General features: G+C 41.3%; 12 protein-coding genes. 6 read left to right on the forward strand and 6 right to left on the reverse strand.

Translation table 11 applies throughout. The features are described 5' to 3' along the window. Positions 1 to 95: 95 nt before the first annotated feature. From gatC to FRX97_RS07220, 5 genes are read right to left on the reverse strand one after another with little or no spacing between them, the layout of a single operon-like run. The gene (gene gatC / locus FRX97_RS07200) at positions 96 to 389 is read right to left on the reverse strand and encodes an Asp-tRNA(Asn)/Glu-tRNA(Gln) amidotransferase subunit GatC (protein ID WP_147014517.1); all 294 of its coding nucleotides are present in this window, start codon (positions 387 to 389) and stop codon (positions 96 to 98) included. Next, positions 379 to 1,107, reverse strand: coding sequence for a lysophospholipid acyltransferase family protein (locus FRX97_RS07205; RefSeq protein ID WP_170227066.1), 729 nt, complete (start codon positions 1,105 to 1,107; stop codon positions 379 to 381). The genes gatC and FRX97_RS07205 overlap by 11 nt, the downstream gene beginning before the upstream one ends. Before the next feature lie 11 nt (positions 1,108 to 1,118). Then, positions 1,119 to 1,535: a VOC family protein gene (locus tag FRX97_RS07210; RefSeq protein WP_147014519.1), complete on the reverse strand. Its 417-nt coding sequence runs from the start codon at positions 1,533 to 1,535 to the stop codon at positions 1,119 to 1,121. Then, a complete protein-coding gene (locus FRX97_RS07215; protein ID WP_147014520.1) occupies positions 1,525 to 3,975 on the reverse strand; it encodes a bifunctional UDP-N-acetylmuramoyl-tripeptide:D-alanyl-D-alanine ligase/alanine racemase in 2,451 nt (816 codons plus the stop codon). The genes FRX97_RS07210 and FRX97_RS07215 overlap by 11 nt, the downstream gene beginning before the upstream one ends. 1 nt (position 3,976) lies before the next feature. Beyond that, positions 3,977 to 4,498 carry a thymidine kinase gene (locus FRX97_RS07220; protein ID WP_147014521.1) on the reverse strand — a complete coding sequence of 174 codons (522 nt, stop codon included), beginning with the start codon at positions 4,496 to 4,498 and terminating at the stop codon, positions 3,977 to 3,979. Positions 4,499 to 4,598: 100 nt separating this feature from the next. Between FRX97_RS07220 and FRX97_RS07225 the strand changes: the two genes are divergently transcribed. From FRX97_RS07225 to trpS, 5 genes are read left to right on the forward strand one after another with little or no spacing between them, the layout of a single operon-like run. Then, complete coding sequence (locus FRX97_RS07225) at positions 4,599 to 5,393, forward strand: hypothetical protein (protein WP_147014522.1); 795 nt, start codon at positions 4,599 to 4,601, stop codon at positions 5,391 to 5,393. Then, positions 5,393 to 6,643: a M28 family metallopeptidase gene (locus FRX97_RS07230; RefSeq protein WP_147014523.1), complete on the forward strand. Its 1,251-nt coding sequence runs from the start codon at positions 5,393 to 5,395 to the stop codon at positions 6,641 to 6,643. Before FRX97_RS07225 ends, FRX97_RS07230 begins: the two co-directional genes overlap by 1 nt. Further along, on the forward strand, positions 6,640 to 7,314 hold the full coding sequence (rsmI, locus tag FRX97_RS07235; protein WP_147014524.1) for a 16S rRNA (cytidine(1402)-2'-O)-methyltransferase: 675 nt from the start codon (positions 6,640 to 6,642) through the stop codon (positions 7,312 to 7,314). The genes FRX97_RS07230 and rsmI overlap by 4 nt, the downstream gene beginning before the upstream one ends. 4 nt (positions 7,315 to 7,318) lie before the next feature. Beyond that, positions 7,319 to 8,332 (forward strand): alcohol dehydrogenase catalytic domain-containing protein, encoded by a 1,014-nt coding sequence (locus tag FRX97_RS07240; RefSeq protein WP_147014525.1) that lies wholly within the window; start codon positions 7,319 to 7,321, stop codon positions 8,330 to 8,332. Between the two features lie 3 nt (positions 8,333 to 8,335). Next, entirely contained in the window at positions 8,336 to 9,304 is a 969-nt protein-coding gene (gene trpS, locus FRX97_RS07245; protein ID WP_147014526.1) for a tryptophan--tRNA ligase, read from the forward strand. A 56-nt stretch (positions 9,305 to 9,360) separates the two neighbouring features. On the opposite strand, the gene FRX97_RS07250 is transcribed toward trpS, so the two are convergent. Then, complete coding sequence (locus FRX97_RS07250; protein ID WP_147014527.1) at positions 9,361 to 11,502, reverse strand: transglycosylase domain-containing protein; 2,142 nt, start codon at positions 11,500 to 11,502, stop codon at positions 9,361 to 9,363. A 730-nt stretch (positions 11,503 to 12,232) separates the two neighbouring features. Between FRX97_RS07250 and FRX97_RS12255 the strand changes: the two genes are divergently transcribed. Beyond that, positions 12,233 to 17,264: PKD domain-containing protein (locus FRX97_RS12255; protein ID WP_170227067.1), on the forward strand; the 5,032-nt coding region annotated here is incomplete at its 3' end.

The following is a 17,264-nucleotide window of genomic DNA, read 5'->3' on the forward strand; positions in this document are numbered from 1 at the left end:
GCCTAAATAATGATAAAATCCGGATCGTGTTGGATTTTAAAAACGCTACCCGGATTTTAGTTTAATTCTTTGTAGAAAAAGGAGTAAAGCTCGAACTATTTGTTGTCGATTACTTTAGGTACCTTAAAGTAGTCACTATCGGAAAGAGGAGCATTTTTTAATGCCTCCTTTTGCCCTAATGCGGGTTTTTCCTCGTCTGCTCTCCACTGATTTACATCTTCGTTCATGAACAGCAGTGGTTCCACACCCTCGGTATCAACCTCGTTAAGTTTATCTACAAACTCCAACATTTTATTAAGGTCTTTTACCATCTTTCCCTTGTCATCTGTAGAAAATTCCAATTTAGATAACTCGGATAAACGATCGATTAAAGCTTCATTAACTTCCATACAACTTAGATTCTATTTTGTGCTTAATGGCTTCGGAAAGCTCCCGCAGTTCCTCCTTTTCGAAGGATTTCGGCGATATACTATCGTGAATGCAAACCTTAACTTTTCCAGGCCTTGATAAAGCAGTCCACGAATTTACGTTAATAACCTTATGGTTTCCAACAAATGTAACTGGAACAATAGGTGAATTGGTGTCCGCTGCAATTTTAAAAGCACCCGGTTTGAACCCCCTTAATCGAGGTGCAATTTTGCTTATGGTTCCTTCGGGGAATATCACCAAGGAGTTGCCCTCTCGTACCGAAACCCGTGCCTTAACCATAGACCGAGCGGCCTTAACCGGGTCTTGACGGAAGACAGCAATATCCATGTATTTAAAAAAGATATTAAACAAAGGCCACTTTAAAAGCTCGGCTTTTCCCATAAAAAGAAAAGGTTCTGTAAAAACAACGTAGGATACTATTATATCGAAGTAGGAGCTGTGGTTGGGCGTTATAATAAATGGCCCCTGCCCTTGTGGAAACGCACCTTCTACCCTAACTCTATTAAAGCTACCGTAAAAAAGAACCCGAGCCCAAATTCTCTTAAGTTGAAATGCCAGACGAAAATTTTTGTTTTCAGGAACCAGAGTAACCCAAAAAAACGGATAAAATAAAACAAGAGTAACCGTAAAAAGGAGGAAAAAATAAGCCTTGTAAAGAAGTGATAGAATTCCGACCATTATTTTTTCCATTAGAGCGACGCCCAGATATTCCCTTCTAAAATTTCGAGAACATGTGAATCTGGATCGCAAAAATAAAAAGACCGTAGCTTGCTTTTACCCCAAAACTGCTCTTTAATTATTTCTATTCCCAGATTTTTGAGTTTTTCTTTCCATACCTCGTATTCTCCCGGGTAAACCTCAAATGCTATGTGTTGATTTCCATGCGCAAAATGGGCAGGTAGCTGATCTTGCTCTTTACTTTTATCTGGATCGAAAATTAAAAGAACCTGGTTTTCTACTTTAAAAAATAAATGACTTTCGGATTCCGAGATTAGTCGAAACCCAAGTTTATCGCAGTAAAACTCCTTGGAAAGACTTAGGTCCGATGAATACAAACAAACCTCGGTAATGCCAGAGAGGGAAAGGGATGCAGCATTAGTCTTCATAGTAAACGCGTTTCACACGGTCTGAAATCCGACAAAGAATTTCGTATGCAATAGTGTGATTTGCATTTGCCAAGATACTAATTGGATATTGATGACCGAAAATAACGGCAACATCTCCTTCAGAAACATCGAGGTCTCCAAGATCTATCATGCACATATCCATGCACACGTTCCCTATTATTGGCGCGTACCCTTTTTCTGGGAAAAGCACCGAAAAATTCTGATTCCCACTACTTCTGGGCAAACCATCGGCATAGCCAACAGGTAATATTCCAATACGGGTTTCTTTATCTGCAACGTATTTTCTGGAGTAGCCAGCGGACTCTCCTTTTTTCAAGATTTTAATTTGCGAAAGAGAGCTCTTGAATTGCATGGCAAGCTCTAACTTTAATTCTGTTCTGGTGGGGTTATATCCATAGAGCCCTATACCGAAACGCACCATATCGAAATGTGCTTCTGGAAATCGCAAAGCCCCGGCGGTATTAGCTATGTGTTTTGTTAGTCTGTACCCCAAAATCGACTCCAATTGCTTTGCGGTGCGATTAAATATTTCCACCTGCTCCCGGGTAAAATCATTAAAATCTTCCTCGTCGGCAGCTGCCAAATGCGAATAAATTCCTTTTACCCGCACATGGTTAAGCCTCTTAAACTCCTCTGCACATTCCACCACATCGGATGCTTGCATACCCAACCTATTCATCCCTGTTTCTAATTTTAAATGAACGGTAACATCCTTTTTTAAAGATTTTGCTACTTCATCCAACTGAAACAAACTCTGCATTCTATAAATGGAGGGGATTAGCTCGAACTCAATTAAGTCTTCCGCCTCATCTAACCAGGGGTTTAACACTAAAATCGGCAGTTGAATACCCGCTTTCCTTAATGCAATACCTTCCTGAGTAAACGCCACACCAATGTAATCTACCCCATTGTTTTTAAGCATATTCCCTACTTCCACAATCCCACCACCATACCCGGCAGCTTTAACCATTGCCATTATCTTGGTGTTGGGCGATAACTTTAGACGTAGCGCATTGTAATTTCTAACAATGGCCGAAAGGTTTATTTCCAAGGTGGTTTGGTGACGTTGGGTTTGTAAAGCCTGAACCACTTTTTCTAATTGAAATTTTCTTCCGCCTTTTACCAAAACCGCCTGATTATTGAAATTTTGCGATTGCAGCTGATGCAGAAATTCTTTGGTAGATGGATAGTATTTCCCGCTTTTAACCGGTTGAGATTGGAATAAATCTGGACCTATTCCAATGAAATTTTGGATCCCCCGGTTTTTCACTAACTCTACTAACCTAGCGTATTGTTCAACCTTGTGTAGTGGCTCTGCAAAGTCGCTAATGATTAAACATTTTTCTCGCTCGCCCGCTTGCTGATCCAAAAACTCCAAAGCAATTTGTAGAGACTCCACATCGAGACTATACGCATCGTTAATGATAATGGCATTACCAAGGGTTCGGCTGTATTGCTGACGCATGGGTATAGAGCGCAGGGTAGATAGCCTTTCTTGTAATTTATTCACTGGAAGTTTTAGTCGTAAATAACAAACAATTGCCAGCGTACAGTTAAGCACAGAACCCTTATCTGAAAAGGGAATTTTAAAAATATACTCCTCAGGAGCATGAAATACCACCTGAGCCTGATTCGCCTGAATTTGAGTGGTAATGCGGAAGGTAGATTCCATTTCGGAGCCTACCGTGATGATTTCACATTCGGGAATTTCCTCCTTAATAATATCCTGATATTCAAGTGACAGGTGGGTGGGAAGGATGAGGGAAGAGGAGTTTTTAAAAAGCTGAATCTTCTCTCTAAATTTTTCCTCTCTATTCTGAAAGCCTTCATCATGAGCGGAACCCAAATGAGTAAAAACCCCAATGTGTGGCTTAATCAGTCGCTCCAGTTTTTCCATTTCCCCTGGTTTGGAAATTCCTGCCTCAAAAACGCCTAGAGCATAACTATTATCCAGAGGTAAAATAGAAAGGGGAACTCCTACCTGAGAGTTAAAGCTTTTGGGATTTCTAAACAGCGGTAATTCTTCCTCTGTAATTGCGGCAAACCACTCCTTAAACATGGTTTTCCCATTGCTTCCGGTAACCCCAATAACCTTTGAGTGGAAATTATTGCGGGTGTACACTGCCCATTGATGCAGCGCAAAAAGCGTGTCTTTTACCCTTAAATAATGTGCTCCCTGGGGGAATTCATCTCTAATTTCACTAACAATAAACAATCGAATGCCCTTGTTGTAGGCCTCCTTAACAAAAGCATGCCCATTATAATTGGGCCCTTCCAATGCAATGTAAATGGCGCTCGGATCGCTATATATTTTTCGGGTATCGGTAAAAACCGTGGTAATTTGGATTTCGGGTTCACTTTCCTGATACCAAAATCCACCTGTTATTTCCTTTAACTTATTTGATGCTATGGGGAACATGTTACCTAAAATGTTTTCTACATCGCGGTTCGTATTTTTCTCCCGCTCCGATTAATACCGATTGTTGATCCTTTCCCAAACGACGGGAATAACTCGCCTCTTCTCCGCAGGTCATGCAAATAGCGGTTAACTTTAATACCTTGTTTGCAATGGCCAACAAAGCCGAAGATGCGGGAAAGGGTTTTCCAGTGAAGTCCATATCCAATCCTGCCGCAATAATAATCTTTCCACCAAAGGCCAATTCGTTTAAAATCTCAATTTCTGCAGCATCGAAAAATTGCACCTCATCAATAGCAATTATTTCTGCAGTTTCGTTTTGAAGTTGTTTTAGACTGGAAATGGGAACACTTTTTCGAGCTTTTTTATTGTGCGAAACAATATCTTGACCATCATAGCGATTATCTACCTTAGACTTATAACAAGCCACTTTTCTTTGTGCCAATTCGGCTCTTTTCACCCGTCGGAGTAGCTCCTCGGTCTTTCCAGAAAACATTGGTCCACAAATAAATTCGAGTCTTCCCATAAATAAATATTACCTCTAAGCTCGTAAAATCAATAATACATTAAACATTCCTTCGTATTTAGGCTAAGGGATTTATATTTTTGACATCTAAATTAAATGCATGGAGTCTACGTTCTATAGTTTGGAGGAGTTGGTTGAAAAGATCGAAAAAAGCCACAAAAAATTAGCAAAAGGCAAGCTTAATGAGCCGGGATTAAACGAGTTTATTTCCGTGGTTCGCGAGTTAGAAGAACGTCTGCTAATTATGCGCTTCAAGGCCTACGAAGGTGTTATTGAAAAAGGTGATAACCCCGAAGATAAGCCTAGCATGGCTATAGATCTCCGCAACCAAATTTCGCTAATCGATGCTATAGAGGAAGAGGTTCAAAAAGACAAAGAACCTGTTGCAGTAAAGATAGAGCCCGCCAAAGCGCAAGCAACACCAAAGGAAGAAAAAGCTTCCGTACCGGAGATAAAAATCGAGACTAAAACCCCAGAACCCAAAAAACAACCCGAGCCTCCCAAACCTGTAGAACCGGTGGTAGCAGAAAGTAAAGTCGTAGAAAATCAGACGGCTGCTAAAACGGTTGAAAACATAGAGCGCGAACCCAGTTTAAACGATAGATTATCTGAGCAACGACAAGGGAAATCGCTTAACGAAAAGCTAAAAAAAGCCCCAATAGACGACTTGAAAAAAGCCATAGGGATCAATCAGCGTTATCAATTTATCAATGAGCTTTTTAAGCAAAATGCCGATCATTTTAACCAGGTGGTAGACGAGTTAAACAAATGCAATAGCTACAAGGAAGCATTAACTATAGTAAAACGAGATGTTGCCCCAAATTACAAATGGAATGAAGAGGACAACAACGTATTGGCATTTATGGATTTAGTAGAAAGAAGACATCTAAACTAATGATGCGCGCACTACTTATTAGTTTCCTATTACTCTCATTGACCGTACAGGGTCAAAAGAAATTTGCCCAAAGCCAAACCGACACCCTTTGTAGCCCTTATTTTTTCGGAAGAGGTTATGTAAAGAATGGGGTGGACAAAGCTGCGGAATATTTAAAAACCCAATTGCAGCAATACGGAGTAACTCCATTATTTAACCAAGACTACTTTCAATCCTTTACGCATCAGGCCAATATTTTTATTGGAAAACACCGTTTTAGCATTGGAGAAACCGAGCTTCAGTTGGGCGTGGATTACATACCAGATGCACAATCGGGAACTTTTGAGGGTGAGATAGAAGCCATTGAATTAAATCTGCCCGAAACCCTAGACAAGGAGTTTTTTAGAGAGTTGTTTGGAAAATACCCCGAGGGCTCTGTTGCCCTAGCGGTTAATCAGCAGGATTTAAATAAATCGCCTGATCCCAATTTGTACAAGGCTTTGCTTTCTAATTCTTATCCCCTAATCATCTATGGGCATGAAAAGCTAACGGCCTCCGTATCGCAAAAGGCCTTTCGCTACCCCATTTTAAAAACCAGCCTTAAAAACATTCCAGAAAAAACAGCCATAGCGCTGCGGATAAAACAAATAGCCAAACCTTTTGAGAGTAAAAATGTAGGGGGAATCATTTGGGGAAACCCCAGCGATTCGCAAGTGGTTTTCATTACGGCACATTACGATCATTTGGGTGGATTGGATAACGAAACCTATATTCCAGGGGCTAACGACAATGCCTCGGGAGTAAGTGCGGTTTTAAACTTGGCCAAGGACTATGCCCAGCATCCTCCCAAAAAAAACATAGCTTTTCTGTTTTTTGCAGGAGAGGAAATTGGTTTACTTGGCTCAAAGTTCTACACCGAAAATCCTGCCATTTCGCTTGCTAAAACACAATTTGTGTTGAATGTAGACTTGCTAGGGACGGGAGAAGACGGATTTGCAGTGGTGAACGGAAAAACATTTCCAGCGTGGATGGAAAAGCTCGATGCTGCCAATCAGAAGTTAAGTACACCTTTTACCAACATAAAACTAAGGGGCGAAGCGGCTAATTCGGATCACTATTGGTTTACGAAAAAAGGGGTGCCAGCATTTTTCATTTATACCATGGGAGGAATTACGGCCTACCACGATATTTTCGACAAGGCAGAAACCTTACCATTTACCCGCTATGAAGCTGTTTTAGAAATGATTAAGCATTTTATTTCTGAGATATGAGCTTAGGGAAATTGTTTTTAGTACCCACCCCCATTGGCAATTTAGGAGATATCACCGATAGAGCTAAAGTGGTTTTAAACGAGGTGGATAAAATCCTCGCCGAAGACACCCGAACGTCTGGAAAACTACTGCAACATCTTGGCATTGCTAAACCTTTAATTGCCTTTCACGCGCACAACGAGCACCATAAAACCGACATGGTTATCGATCACCTTAAACAAGGTGAAATTCTGGCATTGGTATCGGACGCTGGTACCCCAGGGATTTCCGACCCCGGTTATTTGCTAGTACAATCCTGTGTAGCCAATGGGATAGAGGTAGAAGTACTAACTGGAGCCGTTGCATTTATTCCAGCGGTAGTGGCCAGTGGCCTGCCTTGTAATAGCTTTTTCTTCAACGGGTTTTTACCACATAAAAAAGGACGGATAAAACGCTTAAGTTATTTAGCTGAGCTAGAAGATACCCTAGTTTTTTACGAATCTCCGCACCGCATTGTAAAATCTTTGGAACAAATGTTAGAGGCATTTGGCGATAGAAAAGCATCAGTATCGAGAGAAATCACTAAAAAATTCGAGGAGCACAAAAGAGGGAGCTTAAGCGAACTCTTAAATCACTTTAAAAACAATGCTCCCAAAGGGGAATTTGTAATTTGCGTAGCCGGAAAAAATTAAGCCCATGGAAAGCCAACAATTAGCCCTCACCAAATTTGGAAACTCCCAGGAGGCTTTTACGCTTCAGAATTTTCAGATGCCCAAACCCGTGCAAAAAGAAGCCATTGTAGAAGTAGAAGCTTCTGGTTTAAATTTTGCCGATGTTATGGCCAGATTAGGTCTATACGCCCCCGTTAAAAATCTACCCTTTGTTTTGGGGTACGATTTGGTTGGAAAAGTAGTGGAGTTGGGCAAAGAAGCCGACCCTAATTTATTGGGTAAGAGGGTGGTTAGTTTGGCGCGATTTGGCGGATATAGAAAACATATCAACCTTAATTCCGAGGGGCTCATTCCCATTCCCGATGATATGGCTACAGAAGAAGCCATTAATTACACAACGGCTTTTTTAACGGCCTACCTTATGGCGGAGGAATACACTGGAATTGCTGAAGGCAAAACTGCATTGGTATATTCTGCCGCAGGTGGAGTCGGTTACTTTCTATACCACTTCCTGAGAGCTAAAGGGGTAAAAGCCCAAGCTGTTGTTGGCAGCGCCGAGAAAATATCCACCTTAGTAGAAATGGGATTAAAAGACCCCATTTGGTTGAACTCTGAACTGGAAAATAAATCGGAAAAGTTCGACCTTATTTTTAATGCCCGAGGAGGACAAACGGTAAAAAAAGACTTATCTCGTTTATCTAAAGGTGGAAAAATAATTCTGTTTGGTGCGGCAGATCAGCTTAATCAAAAAGGAATATTGGGGAAATTAAAGTTGCTTTTTGGTTTTGGATTTCACTCGCCTATTAAATTGATTGTGAACTCGCAATCTATATGTGGGTTTAACCTGCTGTCGCTTTCTGGTGAGCACCCTGTTATGGTAGTTAAAAGCCACCACCGAGCAATTCAAAAATTTAAGGAGTTGAACATTCCTACTATTCCGGCAAGTGGTTTTGCACCTCGAGAAGTAGCAAAGGCACATGCACTTTTAGAGTCGGGAAAATCGACTGGAAAAATATTTATAGACTGGACAAAGCATTAATAAATGGCTAGAATTTTAACCGGAATTCAGAGTTCTGGAGAAATACATTTGGGAAATATTTTAGGAGCTATTATTCCTGGAATTGAATTATCTAAAGACCCTAAAAACGAATCTTTCTTTTTTATTGCCGACCTGCACTCCTTAACATCATTAAAGGACGCAGAAGCAAGAAGAGAAAACGTGCATACCGTTGCTGCCGCTTGGCTAGCATTTGGCTTCGACGTGGAGCAAAACACCTTTTACCGCCAGAGTGATTTACCAGAGGTATGCGAGCTTACATGGTACTTAAATTGCTTTACTCCCTACCCTATGTTGGCAAACGCCCATAGCTTTAAGGATAAATCGGAAAATCTAGCCGATGTAAATGCTGGGTTATTCGACTACCCTGTGCTAATGGCAGCCGATATTTTATTGTACAGTGCCAATTATGTTCCGGTTGGAAAAGACCAAAAACAACACTTAGAAATTACGCGCGATATCGCCGAGAAATTCAACCGAGAATACGGGGAAACCTTTGTGGTACCAGAGCCCAAGATAGACGAGAAAGTAATGACTATCCCGGGTACAGATGGAAGAAAAATGAGTAAGTCCTACAACAACTACATCAACATTTTCCTTCCGGATAAAAAACTGCGCAAGCAGATTATGGGGATTGTTACGGACACCAAAACACTAGAGGAGCCGAAAGATCCAGAAACCTGTAACGTCTTTAAGATTTTCGAACTTCTTGGAAATAAAGAGCAAACCGAGGATTTAAGAGCAAAATATTTAGCTGGAAATTTCGGTTATGGACATGCCAAGCAGGCATTGTTCGAACTTATTTGCGAGCGCTTTGAGGAGCCGAGAAGGCGTTTTCATGAGTTTATGGAAGACCGAGAAAAGCTGGAGAATTTGTTACAGATAGGTGCTAAGAAAGCAAGAGCTGTATCAGCGCCAGTATTGGAGGATGTACGGAAAAAGCTGGGGTTTTAGTTAATTTTTCAATTTACCAATTTGGAAAATTAATAATTGGAGGGTCATCCACCACGCTATCTCTCGAGTATCACCAAACTGTCCTGACTTAGACTGTCTAAAACGGGTTTGGGAGGAACTCTATAAAGAGGCTGATTTAGACATCTTAAATCCCGGGCATTAGGCGGGGTAAATTCTCCTTCTAAAAGATATTTCAAACTCTCGTCTTCCTGCAGTTGGGTTACAAATTTTGCCCAAATGGGCAATGCGGTTTTTGACCCTGCCCCACTAGAAAGCGAACGGAAATGAATATCGGGATAATCGGCACCTACCCAAGCACCAGCAGAAAATTTTGGAGTGTATCCTATAAACCAACCATCAGATTGATTTTGGGAAGTTCCGGTTTTACCTGCAATGGGGCCTTTTAATTTATAGGAATTCCGCAAAGCTCGAGATGTGCCCACATTTACTACCGACTCCATCATATTCGTCATAATGGCGGCTACATTTTCGGTAAAAATTTCTCGCTCCACCTTAGTTTTTTCCTCATATAGCACTACATCATTTATCCCTCTTATGCTATTAATATAACGGGTGGATAAGCGTTTCCCGCCATTGGGAAAACAGGTATAGGCATTCACCATCTGAAATAAACTAATATCTGGAGTCCCTATGGAGATACTGGGTACTTGCGGTAATTCTCGGGAAATACCCATTTGCTCTGCCACATTTAGAACATCAGACAATCCAGCCCTCAATAATACCTCTACCGAAATAACATTGATGGAGTGCGTTAAAGCACCTTTCATAGTGTACTCACCATGGTAAGAGTTACTTGCGTTTCTTGGGCGCCAATCATCAAATTGGTCGAAAGATTTTCTGCGGTTTTTAAAGTAATTACAAATGTTTACGCCCTGATCTACCGCAGTTACATAAACAATGGGTTTAAAAACTGAACCTACTTGTCTCGCGCTTTTAACGTGGTCGAATTTAGATTTTGAAAAATCCCTACCGCCGACCCAAGCCAAAACCTCCCCGGTGTTTTTAATACAGGTAAATCCAGCTCGAAGACGCAGCAAATCTTTTTTAATATCTCTTAAAAGCGAATCGCTTTCCGCGGTTACATTTCCTGTTTCCAAAGCTTTGCAAACCTTTTGATAGCCCGGATATTTATTTAACCGTATAAGTCTAATAAGGGTAGCTTTATTTCTACGCCATTGTACATCCGTCCATTCTCGGTCGAACTTTTTTTGGAGTTCATCCAAATGAGATGTTAAGGCTGCTTCGGCATATTCCTGAACTTTAGAATTTATGGTTGTGTATACCCGTAAACCATCGGTATATGGATTGGGTCGATTATATCCAAAATACTCCTTCGAGCTACAAATTTCCTCCACCCTTTGCTTAATATGCTGAAGAAAATAAGGGGCTAAATCGTCGTTTTTCTTTTGGGATAAAACTAAAGGTGCTTTCTGCGCTTTGGCTAATTGGGAATAAGACAAATATCCCAGCCTATTCATATTTTCTAATACCAAGTTTCGTCTATCCATGCAACGATCGGGAAAACGCTGAGGGTCGTAAAAGGAGGTGCCGCGCAGCAAAGCCACTAGGGTGGCCATTTCTACCAAGCTTAACTCAGCAGGTTTTTTATTAAAGTAATAATCGGCGGCGGTATAAACCCCATAATTATTATGGCCAAAAGCTACCGTGTTGAAATAATTCTGAAGAATTTCCTCTTTGCTATAAAAGCGCTCCAGTTTAAGCGCAGTAATCATTTCTCTTAGTTTATGAAACACCAGGTTGTTCGTCTCATACCCACTTCTAGGAAACCACTGCTTTACCAACTGTTGCGTTATGGTGCTACCCCCGCCAGAGGCTTCGCCTAGTATGATGGTTTTTATCAGCACCCTACCTAAGCTAATGAAATCCACCCCATTATGGTCGTAATAACGGCTGTCTTCGGTGGAAATTAGACATTTAATTAAGGGTTTTGGAATTTCGTTGAAAGAAATACAACGACGATTTTCAAGGTACATTTTGCCAAGCAAAACACTATCTCCGGTGTAAATTTCAGTTGCTTGAGCTAGCTCGTAGTTTTGAAGCTCGCGATCGGAGGGAATATCTATTAGGTAACCATTCCACAGTAGCCAAAGCATCAAAACAGCGAACACCCCAAGGGATAAAATTAGTTTTATAAAAAGCCTAGCATAATTTGGCATGAGTTAATGTGGATACTTAAGATTTATCAGAATTGACTCCAAAAATAGCTTTTGGAGTCAACAAACACCCCTCACGAAACTCGGGGTTAAAAGATCAAGCCTCTACCACTACGCAATCGGCAAGTTGGTGCCGCTCCTATTGAGCTTGGATTTCTGCATTTACCTGTAAATTATAAGAATGTCGCCCCTACAGGGCTGGGGTGTTCTTGGGCTTGTTATGGTACACCACTAGACTCGGAGCTTTCATCCCGCATTTGGGCAGAATCCCGTTAACCATATTCGAACTCAGGCAAAAGCATGCTTATAAGCCAATTAGCCACTAGCCAATAAGCAAGCACCGTATCACCCCGTTGGGGTTTATTACCGCTCTAACCCTATTGTGATAGAATACTTACACCCCCTTCAGGGGTTTAGTAAAACCAAGCATCGACACTAAAAACCGAAGCAGTCATACCGCATTTGGGCGGAACCCCGTTAACCCAAAGTTCGAACTCAGGCAAAAGCCTTCATCCATTCATCCTTCATCCCTTTCATCCCCATTACAGAATGAGAAGCAGAGCGAGAATGAGGTACCCCAAAGCTGTCATCCCGACGAAAGGAGGGATCCCGTTAACCAAGTTCGAACTCAGGAAAATCCAGCCCAATTAGCTAATTCGCCATCCCTTTAACTGTCAACTTTTTTCGGGGCGGAACAGATTATTAAATTCACCTACCTTTTTATCTTTACCACATGTCGTCATTATATAGACAATTAACGGTTCTCCTGATTATATTTTTAAATTATCTACCATCGGGCCAATGTCAAAATTGGGCAGGCAAAAACTTTTTAATACCCTATTACAGTAATCCTGGGGAAAGGTTTGGCGATGCCGTTTTGAATCATCTTACTTTAAAAATAACATCAGCATATTGCTTGGATTCTATCAAAATCACATATCCTGATGGAAACTTTGAATATTTAAAAATAACCGCTTCAAAAGATAATTTTCATATTATTAATCCGGCCTTCTTTTTAGATCATCCAAGACCGTTCAGGATTAGAACGCACCGATCAGCTATCTTAATTGAAAGCCCAAAGGACATAGCAGTTCATGCATTCGCTCGTGAACTAAACTATTCTGTTTTACCTCTTAGCTTTTCGGACACACTTTTCGCTATTAACCATACAAGTATTTGGGAGACATCCCCCGGCCACACCTTCAAAAATCGTACTGATCTTATTGAAATTATTTCAACTGAGGATAACAATGAAATTACCTATCGTGAATTTAATGGTACAGACTTCTCGACAATTAGGGAAACAATCGATAAGTATGAATCATTAATAATAAACAACAGTATTCCAACCTCCCTAAAACATCCAAATGAATCCGTTAAGGCTACAACCCTCAGCCAAAACATAGTTTCTTCCACGAAACCTGTTGTTGTATTCACCACTAAAGCTGCTACGAAAGAATATGAAATACCAGACAGTTGTGATTATACATTTAATAGTTGCAGAAGATTATTAGAGTCTTATTATGATCAACCCAACTTAATTCAACAAATACCGGTTTCTAAATGGGGTAAAAAATACCTAACTGGGCAAATCAGGGATCGAAAGGACATTTTAGATAATGACCCCTATTCTTGCGATGAAGGCACCATTATAAAATCTAACCTGGAAAATCATTATGATTATCTGGAAATTATTGGCTTACAAGATGACTTAGTAAGTATAACTACTATAGACAGTTCATGGCAAGTAGCGCTGGCAGGACTAACAGACCCAAGTCCCTTTGGTACTGCAAGAATTCAATTATATGGGAAAAACGGAGGCTTGATCTCCATTTCCTCTGAAAACAGTTTTCAAGTAAACCAATTTTCTTTCTCTGGTTTAATCGATTCCACTTTCTTTAGTAGGAAAGTAAGCCTTAGTAACAACCTATGCTCCTACCCAAAATTTTCGAATTATTACTTCAATATTTTCCCTGTATCAGATTTTAAAAGTAATTACTTAAACACCCTTGAAAATACAGGATCATGGACCCTAGACATAAAAGGAAGCCAAGGTGGTAACTCCTCCAATGGAAATTTCTTTAAAGTACTTATCGATTCAAATTTTAAAAGCGGTTTTTTACTTAATGGAAAGGACATCAGTATTAATTGGTTGGATGAGGGCATTGATGGATATGCTAGCGGATTTTTAAAGGTTGAACAAGTAAAAGATGCATGGATCCGAAATAAAAACAATATACCATTTGGATTATTTTCTTTCAATTATCAAAGAGATTTTGAATCCAGTATTCATAATGGGGGTTATTACCTAGATTCAGAAGTATCAATTTGTGAACAATGTGGAAGCTGTAATATTCAAACAATAAAAAATATTTGTTTAGGGGATACTGCCTTTTTTACTTCGCAAGTTGATGTTCCCTACCTACCTGATGAAGTGAATTACCTATGGGATTTTGGAGATGGCAATATTTCTACCTCAGAATCTCCCTTTCATCTTTATGGTGATACTGGGGTTTATAATGTTTCATTAACTGTAACTGATTTTTCTGGGTGTTCATTAGGCTCCAGCTTTCTCTTGTTCGTTGGAAATCTCACGAACAAAATAAGTTTTACTGACTCCATTTGTGGAATTACAGATGTTTCAGTTGCTCCTAATACCATTAATTCTCCAGATACCCTTCATAGGGTTTATCGAAGTACTAACGAATCACCTTTACCAATTCCTGATGTTGGGATTTCTTTTGATTGGGACGGAACTGAAAGTGAAACGGACTCATTTCTTGTTAGCTCTATAAATATTACCCAGCAATATATTCTTCCAGGTACTATTGACTCTATATGCATAAACATAAATCATGGCGAAATTTCAGATCTTCATTTGATTTTAAAGTCGCCTGATAACCTTGTATATGTTTTAAAGGAACCAAATAATTTTTATCTCGGACCAGATTTCCGGAACACCTGTTTCTCTAATATTCCTAGGTCCACATTTGCTGGCTCCGATGCTCCCTTTACAGGAAATTTTCAAACAGAATTTGGGGATTTCCCTACTGGAGGAATAGGTTCGGATATAACCGGAGAATGGAAATTATTAATTGGTGACAAAATAGCTACAGATATAGGCGAACTGCTCAACTGGTCCATCTACGTTTCTTCTGCCAACTTTGTAGATTACAGCTGGTCTAACAATACCAACCTGGTTAGCCCACCCAATGGTCAAGGCGAAAGCGTAATTCGTGTGAGTGAGCAAGACACTTTTTTACTCACCTCCACCTCCCTTGCAGGTTGTTCCCGAGTGGATACCATTGCCCCTTTTGTAGGTAGAAACCCCGTGGCACTCTCTCACCAAGACACCCTGCTTTGTAACATCTACGAAGACTTCGATTTAAATCAACTCATTACCGATTCGCTGAAGCTTACTAATGGCGTTTGGACCATCCTCAACGGTAACCCCGCTAATCTCTCAGGCTCTCTTTTCGACAACCGCGGGATTCCCGCTGGTGATTACCAGTTTCTATACACCCAAGATATTTTCTGTGGAAAAGACTCCGCGGTGGTGAATGTTACCGTGACCGAACTTCCATTTTTAGGGCAAAACGCTATCGATACACTTTGCGATACCGAAAATCCTCTGGATCTATTCCCGTACCTAGGAAATGATGTTACTTCAGGTGGATTCTGGACCAATTACGACGGAGTGCCAGAAGCGGCTTTTGCCGGCAATACCGGGATCGTTGATCCTAGAAAAGTGAACGAAGGCAATTACTTTTTCTACTATAAAGTTCCCGTTGCAGGTTGTCCAGCCGACTCCTCCAATGTCAACCTTCAAATCAACCACCAACCCGATGCAGGTTCCAATGGAGATACCATCATTTGTGAATCAGGGATTCCCCTTACCCTGCTCACGGTACTTAACAACAACCCAGAAACAGGTGGTACCTGGACCGATTTAGATAATTCAGGTGGTTTAGATGGGCAGCTCTTTAGAGGAATAAACACGCCCAACAACCCCAACGAACAGACTTTTACTTTCGACTATACCATAAAAGGTAAAAAAGCCTGTATCGATTCTTCGGCATTGGCTACCGTTCGTGTTATTGCCGCTCCAGAGCTTACCTTCTCAGCCGATTTCCCTATTCTTTGTAAAGATTCTGCTGTTACCATTACCGCTACTATGGTTGGAAACGGTCCTTTTGATCTTGAAATCTCCGATGGCAACGGAAATACCTATCCTGCGCTTAACGAGCTACCGGTAATTAACTCCTATCAATTCTCTCAGCCGCTTTCCGATATCACCACCTTTTCGGTAACTCGAATGATAGACAATAGCTCTCTGCGTTGTCCAATCGTAAAACCTGCAGCCATCGAAGTGGGCGTGTTTGAACCCATCGTAGCAAAACTCATCGAAGAAGACTGTATCCTCAATCCCGATGGAATCTCTTTCCTTGGGTTTACACCCGTTATTGAACTCTCTGGCGGAGACGGAACCAACTACAAGTACGATCTTTTTGTAGATGGAAACCTAGTTAAATCCGGCGCTCCAGCCCCAAGTGCTGTGCATAGGCTGGATACCCTTCCCAACGGAGTGGAATATTCCTATCGTTTTTACGACGGATCCAACTGTCCTGATGTAGAGGCTGTATTTAACCGTCGTCCAAGAAAATACTGTGAGTGTGCCACCTTTGCGGGAACCATGGACATAAATCCACTGGAGTTTTGTGAATACGAAACTGCGGTGGTGCCTAACGTATCCAATTCTTTCCTAGAACCTGAAGACACGCTCTATTACATCCTTCACGATAGAGCGGGGATTGTTTTAGGAGAACGTTTAGATTCTAACCAGTTTCCTTCCTTCGATTATTTCCCTGCGCTAGAGTTCAACAAGACCTATTACATTTCTCCTATTGCAGGAGATCGCCTAGGTGGCGGAATCGACCCCATTGACACCTGTGTATCGGTTGGAGATGGTACGCCGATTATCTTCCGTCCACAACCTGCCGTTAACTTTAGCAGTTTGGGTGGCGACATCTGCGAGGGGGACATCTTTGAACTTGGCTTTGAATTTACCGGTAACGGGCCCTTTAGACTGCAAGGAACCGCTACCAACTCCAAAGGGACTTCGGTGCTCGATTACAGCTTCTTGCCCGATTCGGGATCTTTGCCGCTGAACCCACTGGAAAATACCGTGTATCGCTTTACGAGACTATCCGATGGCAACGTCAATACCTGTGAGCTGAATTTCGATACCCCCATAGCCGTTAATGTATTCGATCTTCCACGCGTTTCAATTACCGATCCCGATGAAATTAACATCTGTGAAGGATCTTCTACTCAAATCAACGTAGCCATTACCGGTGGAACAGGACCTTATCGCATAGAGTTCCTTAAAAACGGTACTCCTTTTGGAAATCCCGTAGTGACCAACAACAACAGTTTCCAACTCAATGTATTCGAGGGAGGATTGTATCAAATCAACGCCATTCGTGATGAAGGCGCCAATTGTGGCGGGCTGGTACTCGATGGATCGGTGCGGGTGGTAGTTAAAAAACAACCCTTTGCCAATGCAGGACCCAGTCCTATCGAGGTATGTGGAAGTTTCACCCAACTCGATGCGACCCCTTCCTTTGGGAAAGGAGCCTGGCGACTGCCTTCAGACGGTTCTTTTACCTTCTCCAATAACAAGCAATCGAAAACCTTTGCCTTTGTTCCCGAGCCGGGTGAATACCAGTTCATTTGGGAAGAAACCAATGCGCCTTGTCCCGTTT

The organism is Luteibaculum oceani (assembly GCF_007995015.1).
In the GTDB taxonomy this organism is placed as follows: Bacteria; Bacteroidota; Bacteroidia; order Flavobacteriales_D; family Luteibaculaceae; genus Luteibaculum; species Luteibaculum oceani.